Below are 5,562 nucleotides of genomic sequence, written 5' to 3'. Positions count from 1 at the left end.
CCGCGTCGCCAGTTCCACGCCCGTGGCGCCGCCGCCCACGATGGCCACGCGCAGCTGCTCGCCGCTGGTCATGCAGCGCACCATGCGCAGGCGGATCTCGCTGTTGAAGGCATCGGCCTTGCGGCGCGAGTCGATCATGAAGCAGTGCTCGTCCACGCCCGGCGTGCCGAAATCATTGGCGCCGCTGCCCACGGCGATCACCAGCCTGTCGTAGGCAATGCGCCGGCCCGGCACGATCTCGCGGCCATCAGGCGCCTCGATGGGGGCCAGCAGCACCTCGCGGGCCTCGCGGTCCAGGCCGCACATCTCGCCGGGCTGGTAGGCAAAGCTGGCGTCGCTGGCCTGGGCCAGGTAGGTGGTCTGCTGCTGGGCCAGGTCGCGCGTGCCGGCGGCAATGGTGTGCAGCATGGGCTTCCAGACATGGGCCGAATCGCTGTCCACCAGGGTCACCGAGCCGATGGCCCCCGTGCGCCCCTTGCCCAGCGCCGTGGCAATCTCCAGCCCCGCCACGCCACCGCCCACGACGACGATGCGCGCCCCGCCCGATGCCGTTGCCGAACCCGCTTCTTGTTCCTTGCCCATTGCTGCTCCCTGCCGGAAGGCCCGGCCGGCCGCACCATGCGCCGGCTTGCAGGACATTCGCTTCCAGACAGTCTTGATTCTTGTCAGTTTGGGTAGCAGGCGACTTGCTAGGGGTAAGCCCCAGATCTGCAACAGATATCTGATAGAAGACCGTCGATCACACCGAGCAGGGTCTTGTACAGGACCGCGCCGCAGGAAAAACATCACCTCTGTCGGATGGCCAGCCGGACCTGATCATTGCGCTATCAACACAAGAGCATCCGCCCCGTCCGTCACGCAGCATCGCCGACGACATGACGGCCTGCATCTGCAGGCCTGCACGAATGCCCCGCTGCCGGGCCCGCGATTTGCGATTGTCAATATACGAAACGTATATTCCCCGTATGATCGCCACCCCATGGGAATCGTCAAAATATCCGACCAATTGCACGACCAGATCCGCCTGTCCAGCGCGGCCCTGGGTCGATCCATCAACGCCCAGGCCGAGCATTGGCTGCGTGTCGGCCAGTTGGCCGAACACCATCCCCATCTCGACTACGCAGGCATCTGCGCCCTGCTGCTGCAAGAGGCCGCGGCCACGCTGAAGCTGGGCGAGCCCGAAGCGGCGCCGGCTCCCGCCGATACGGCAGCACGCCGCCCGCGCCCCGTGCGCCTGTCGGAAGGCCTGCAATGAGGGGCGCCAAGCTGCGCAGCGTCCCGCTGCACGATGCCCTCGATATCGGGCAATCACGCAAGGCCGGTGGCCTGGCCGCCCGCGTCCTGCAGATGCTGGTGCCCCACGTGCAGCCGGGCGTCAGCACCGAGCACCTGGACAGGCTCTGCCATGACTTCATCGTCGACGAACTGCGCTGCGTGCCCACCAACGTGGGCTACCACGGCTTTCCGAAGACGGTCTGCACCTCGCCCAACCACGTGGTCTGCCACGGCATCCCCGACGCCCGTCAGATCCTGCGCGAGGGCGACATCCTCAATGTCGATGTGGCCGTGACCACGCCCGACGGCTGGATCGGCGACACCAGCCGCATGTACTACGTGGGCCAGCCCTCCAACCAGGCGCGCCGCCTGGTGGAGACCACCTACGAGGCCCTGCTGGCCGGCATCCGCGCCGTGCGCCCCGGCGCCACGCTGGGCGACATCGGCCATGCCATCCAGACCGTGGCCCAGCGCGAGCGCTTCAGCGTGGTGCGCGAGTACTGCGGCCACGGCATCGGCAAGGTCTACCACGACGACCCCCAGGTGCTGCACTACGGCCAGCCCGGCCAGGGCATGGTGCTGGAGGCCGGCATGATCTTCACCATCGAGCCCATGCTCAACGCCGGCAAGGCGGCCACGCGCGAACTGGCCGACGGCTGGACGGTGATCACCAACGACAAGTCGCTGTCCGCCCAGTGGGAGCACATGGTGGTGGTGACCGACACGGGCTTCGACGTGCTCACGCGCTGGCCCGAGGGCACGGGCAGCTACGCGGCCATCTGAGCATGGCGTCCAACTACCTGTACCTGGGCCTGGCCATCGTCGCCGAGGTGGCGGCCACCTCCTGCCTCAAGCAGTCCGAAGGCTTCACGCGGCTGTGGCCCAGCGTGGTCACGGTCCTGGGCTACGCGCTGGCCTTCTACTTCCTGTCGCTGACGCTGCGCACCGTGCCCACGGGCGTGGCCTACGCGATCTGGTCGGGCGCGGGCATCGTGCTGATCTCGCTGGTCGGATGGCTCTGGCAGGGCCAGACGCTGGACCTGCCCGCGCTGGCGGGCATGGGCCTGATCGTGGCGGGCGTGCTGGTCATCCAGCTGTTTTCCAAGACGGCCGGACACTGAGCCGCTGCCCGCGCTGCGGCCTGGCCATCAGCCCGTGATGGCCTGGACCGATCCGGCCTGGCGGCGCAGTTCGAACTTCTGGATCTTGCCCGTGCTGGTCTTGGGCAGCTCGCCAAAGACCACGGCGCGCGGCACCTTGTAGCCGGCCAGGTGCTTCTTGCAGTGGGCCACGATGTCTTCGGCCGTGGTCTGCGCGCCGGCCTTCAGCTCGATGAAGGCGCAGGGCGTCTCGCCCCACTTGGGATCGGGCTTGGCCACCACGGCGGCGGCCAGCACGGCCGGGTGGCGGTAGAGCACGTCCTCGACCTCGATGGACGAGATGTTCTCGCCGCCCGAGATGATGATGTCCTTGCTGCGGTCCTTGATCTGTATATAGCCATCCGGATGCTGCACGGCCAGGTCGCCCGTGTGGAACCAGCCGCCGCGGAAGGCCTCGTCCGTGGCCTGCGGGTTCTTCAGGTAGCCCTTCATGGCGATGTTGCCCTGGAACATGATCTCGCCCATGGTCTGGCCGTCATGGGGCACGGGCTCCATGGTCTCGGGATCGAGCACGCTGGCCGAGCGCTGCAGGTGGTAGCGCACGCCCTGGCGGGAATTGAGGCGTGCGCGTTCGCCGATGTCCAGCGCATCCCAGGCTGCGTGCTTGGCGCAGACCGTGGCCGGGCCGTAGACCTCGGTCAGGCCGTAGACATGGGTGATGTCGAAGCCCAGCTGCTCCATGCCCTCGATCATCGACGCCGGCGGCGCCGCGCCCGCCACCATGGCCTTGACTCCGGCGGGCACGCCCTCCTTCATGGCGGCCGGCGCATTGACCAGCAGGCCGTGCACGATGGGCGCGCCGCAGTAATGCGTGACGCCGTGGTTGCGGATGGCGTCGAAGATGGCCTGGGCCTCCACCCGGCGCAGGCAGACATTGACCCCCGCCCGTGCCGCCACCGTCCACGGAAAGCACCAGCCGTTGCAATGGAACATGGGCAGGGTCCACAGGTAGACGGCGTGCTTGGGCATGTCCCACTCCAGCACATTGCTGATGGCATTGATGGCCGCCCCCCGGTGGTGGTAGACCACGCCCTTGGGGTTGCCCGTGGTGCCGCTGGTGTAGTTCAGCGCAATGGCGTCCCACTCGTCGGCGGGCAGCTGCCAGTCGAAACCGGCATCGCCGCCGGCCACGAAATCGTCGTAGTCCAGGCTGCCCACATGCTCGGCGGCCGGGCCGTACAGCGCGTCCTCGACCTGGATCACCAGCAGCGGCGCGCTGCGCTGGCGCAGCTTCAGCGCCTTGGCCACCACGCCCGTGAACTCCGGGTCCACGATCAGCACCTTGGCCTCGCCATGGTCCAGCATGAAGGCGATGGTTTCCGCATCCAGCCGCGTGTTCAGCGCATTGAGCACGGCCCCCGCCATGGGCACGCCGAAATGCGCCTCCACCATGGGCGGCGTATTGGGCAGCATCACGGCCACGGTGTCGTTCTTGCCCACGCCCGCCTTGTGCAGGCTGCTGGCCAGTTGGCGGCAGCGCGCATAGGTCTCGCCCCAGTTGCGGCGCAGCGTGCCGTGGACCACGGCCAGCCGCTCGGGATAGACCTCGGCCGTGCGGGCGATGAAGCCCAAGGGGCTGAGCGGCGCATGGTTGGCGCTGTTGCGGTCCAGGTGCTGGTCGTAAATGTGGGTCATCGTGGTCTCCGGTTCGCTGGGGTTCTTGGTGTGATGCAGGTCTGCCATTGCAGACTGGCGAAACCTGAAGATATAGCAAGACAGGCTTACACAAGCTTGATGCGCGACCACCGGGCGCGCCACCGCACAGGCCCGGATAACCAAAGCGGCATGCATGGTCTTTGCAGGGCATCACAACTTTCAGAATTTCATGGAAATTGAAAATACTCATGCAAAACAATCACTTGACCAGCCTGCAGACGCGCCTCCGACTGTCCCCCAGGCGACTACACAACCACAGTCCTCTATAAGACATCATTTATCAGATGACTCGGCCGCACGGCCCCGGCTTCACTCGTAGAATCGCCGCTTGGATTCGCCGGCCAGCGCCGCTGGAAGGCGAACAAGGAGTTCCTAGAGGAGTCGCCTGGCAACGCTCCAGGCATCGTTGGAGACGAGCCTGCACCCCACCGGTGCAGGCTTTTTTTTGCTTCAGCGCAGGCTCAGGGACTGGCGCTTCCAGGCCGGGTCCTGCCAGCGCTGGAACAGCGGCAGGGCAGACACATCGCCGGTCACGCGCTCGGTGGCCAGGCCGTCCAGCCGCACCACTTCGAAGCTCTTGCGGTAGCGGCCCTGGCCACGGGCCTCGCGCGCCACCAGCATCAGCTGGCCGCCAGGCACCCAGCCCGCCCATTCGGCCACGCCGGTCTCCGGCGCGGTGGCGGCGGGGGGAAGCACATCGGCCAGCCAGCCGCCTTCGGTCTTGCGCAGCACCCACAGTTCGCGCCAGCCTTCCAGCGGCTGCACGGCCAGGGCCACGGCCGTGCCCTCGCGGTTGGTGCTGGCCGATGCAGCCCACACCACTCCATAGGTGCAGCGGCGCAGCAAAGGGGCCTTGGCGCCATGATGGGCGTCCACCAGCAGCACGCAGGTTTCGCCGGGAGCACCGGGCTCGGTCAGCAGCGTCGGGCGGGCTCCGGCAGCAGGAGCCGCAGCAGCAACAGGCGCCAGCGCCCAGCGCACGGCGCTCACCCGCATGGCCGCGTCGTTGTAAGCGCTCTGGTCTTCATCGGGCAGCTCGGACTTGCTGACGCCCGTGAACTCGGCCAGCGCCCGGGCGGCCGATGCAGCCACGGCAGGGTCGGCCATGCCTTTGCGCGCCTGCTGAAAGGCCAGCGCGCCCCACACGCTGGCGCGGCGCATCTGCACGCGGCCGCGCAGGTAGGGCGGCAGGCCGGTCACATCCACGCGCTCCAGCACATCGGCCTGCCAGGCGTACAGGCGGGCGCGCTCATGGGCCGGCAGATCGGGGTCCACGCATTCGGGCCGTGTCAGCGCCAGGGCGGCGCGGGCGCGCTGCGGCGCGTCGGCGGCGGGCATGGCCAGCACGCGGCGGAAGAATTCGCCTTCATAGCAGACCTGCATGCGGCCTTCGACCTCATAGGTCGCAAAGCGCAGGCCGTAGCCGTTGGCCACATCCAGGTGGGCCGACAGCGTGGCGCCCGAGACGCGG

General features: G+C 67.9%; 6 protein-coding genes. 3 read left to right on the top strand and 3 right to left on the bottom strand.

What is annotated here, in order from left to right:
• The coding region (locus L995_RS12345) for an FAD-dependent oxidoreductase (RefSeq protein ID WP_047472034.1) at positions 1 to 582 on the bottom strand (582 nt) is incomplete at its 3' end.
• Positions 583 to 979: 397 nt separating this feature from the next.
• On the opposite strand from L995_RS12345, the gene L995_RS12340 reads away from it, so the two are divergent.
• The 3 genes from L995_RS12340 to L995_RS12330 are packed head-to-tail and all read left to right on the top strand — an operon-like array spanning position 980 to position 2,396.
• On the top strand, positions 980 to 1,255 hold the full coding sequence (locus L995_RS12340; protein WP_016447576.1) for a ParD-like family protein: 276 nt from the start codon (positions 980 to 982) through the stop codon (positions 1,253 to 1,255).
• On the top strand, positions 1,252 to 2,058 hold the full coding sequence (map, locus tag L995_RS12335; protein ID WP_047472033.1) for a type I methionyl aminopeptidase: 807 nt from the start codon (positions 1,252 to 1,254) through the stop codon (positions 2,056 to 2,058). The genes L995_RS12340 and map overlap by 4 nt, the downstream gene beginning before the upstream one ends.
• A gap of 2 nt (positions 2,059 to 2,060) precedes the next feature.
• A complete protein-coding gene (locus L995_RS12330) occupies positions 2,061 to 2,396 on the top strand; it encodes an SMR family transporter (protein ID WP_012206837.1) in 336 nt (111 codons plus the stop codon).
• A 27-nt stretch (positions 2,397 to 2,423) separates the two neighbouring features.
• Here the strand turns inward: L995_RS12330 and L995_RS12325 are convergent, their stop codons facing one another.
• Positions 2,424 to 4,070, bottom strand: a complete 1,647-nt coding sequence (locus L995_RS12325) for an acyl-CoA synthetase (RefSeq protein ID WP_047472036.1) — start codon at positions 4,068 to 4,070, stop codon at positions 2,424 to 2,426.
• Between the two features lie 471 nt (positions 4,071 to 4,541).
• The coding region (locus tag L995_RS12320; RefSeq protein WP_047472032.1) for a hypothetical protein at positions 4,542 to 5,562 on the bottom strand (1,021 nt) is incomplete at its 5' end.

The sequence above is a fragment of the Delftia sp. ZNC0008 genome, from assembly GCF_000799035.1.
In the GTDB taxonomy this organism is placed as follows: domain Bacteria; phylum Pseudomonadota; class Gammaproteobacteria; order Burkholderiales; family Burkholderiaceae_C; genus Comamonas; species Comamonas tsuruhatensis.
This window is presented reverse-complemented; position numbering and strand designations above follow the sequence as displayed.

Excerpts from the sequence above, each read along its gene's own strand:
- L995_RS12340 (WP_016447576.1), top strand. The coding sequence starts at position 980 with ATGGGAATCGTCAAAATATCCGACCAATTGCACGACCAGATCCGCCTG.
- map (WP_047472033.1), top strand. The coding sequence starts at position 1,252 with ATGAGGGGCGCCAAGCTGCGCAGCGTCCCGCTGCACGATGCCCTCGAT.
- L995_RS12330 (WP_012206837.1), top strand. The coding sequence starts at position 2,061 with ATGGCGTCCAACTACCTGTACCTGGGCCTGGCCATCGTCGCCGAGGTG.
- L995_RS12325 (WP_047472036.1), bottom strand. The coding sequence starts at position 4,070 with ATGACCCACATTTACGACCAGCACCTGGACCGCAACAGCGCCAACCAT.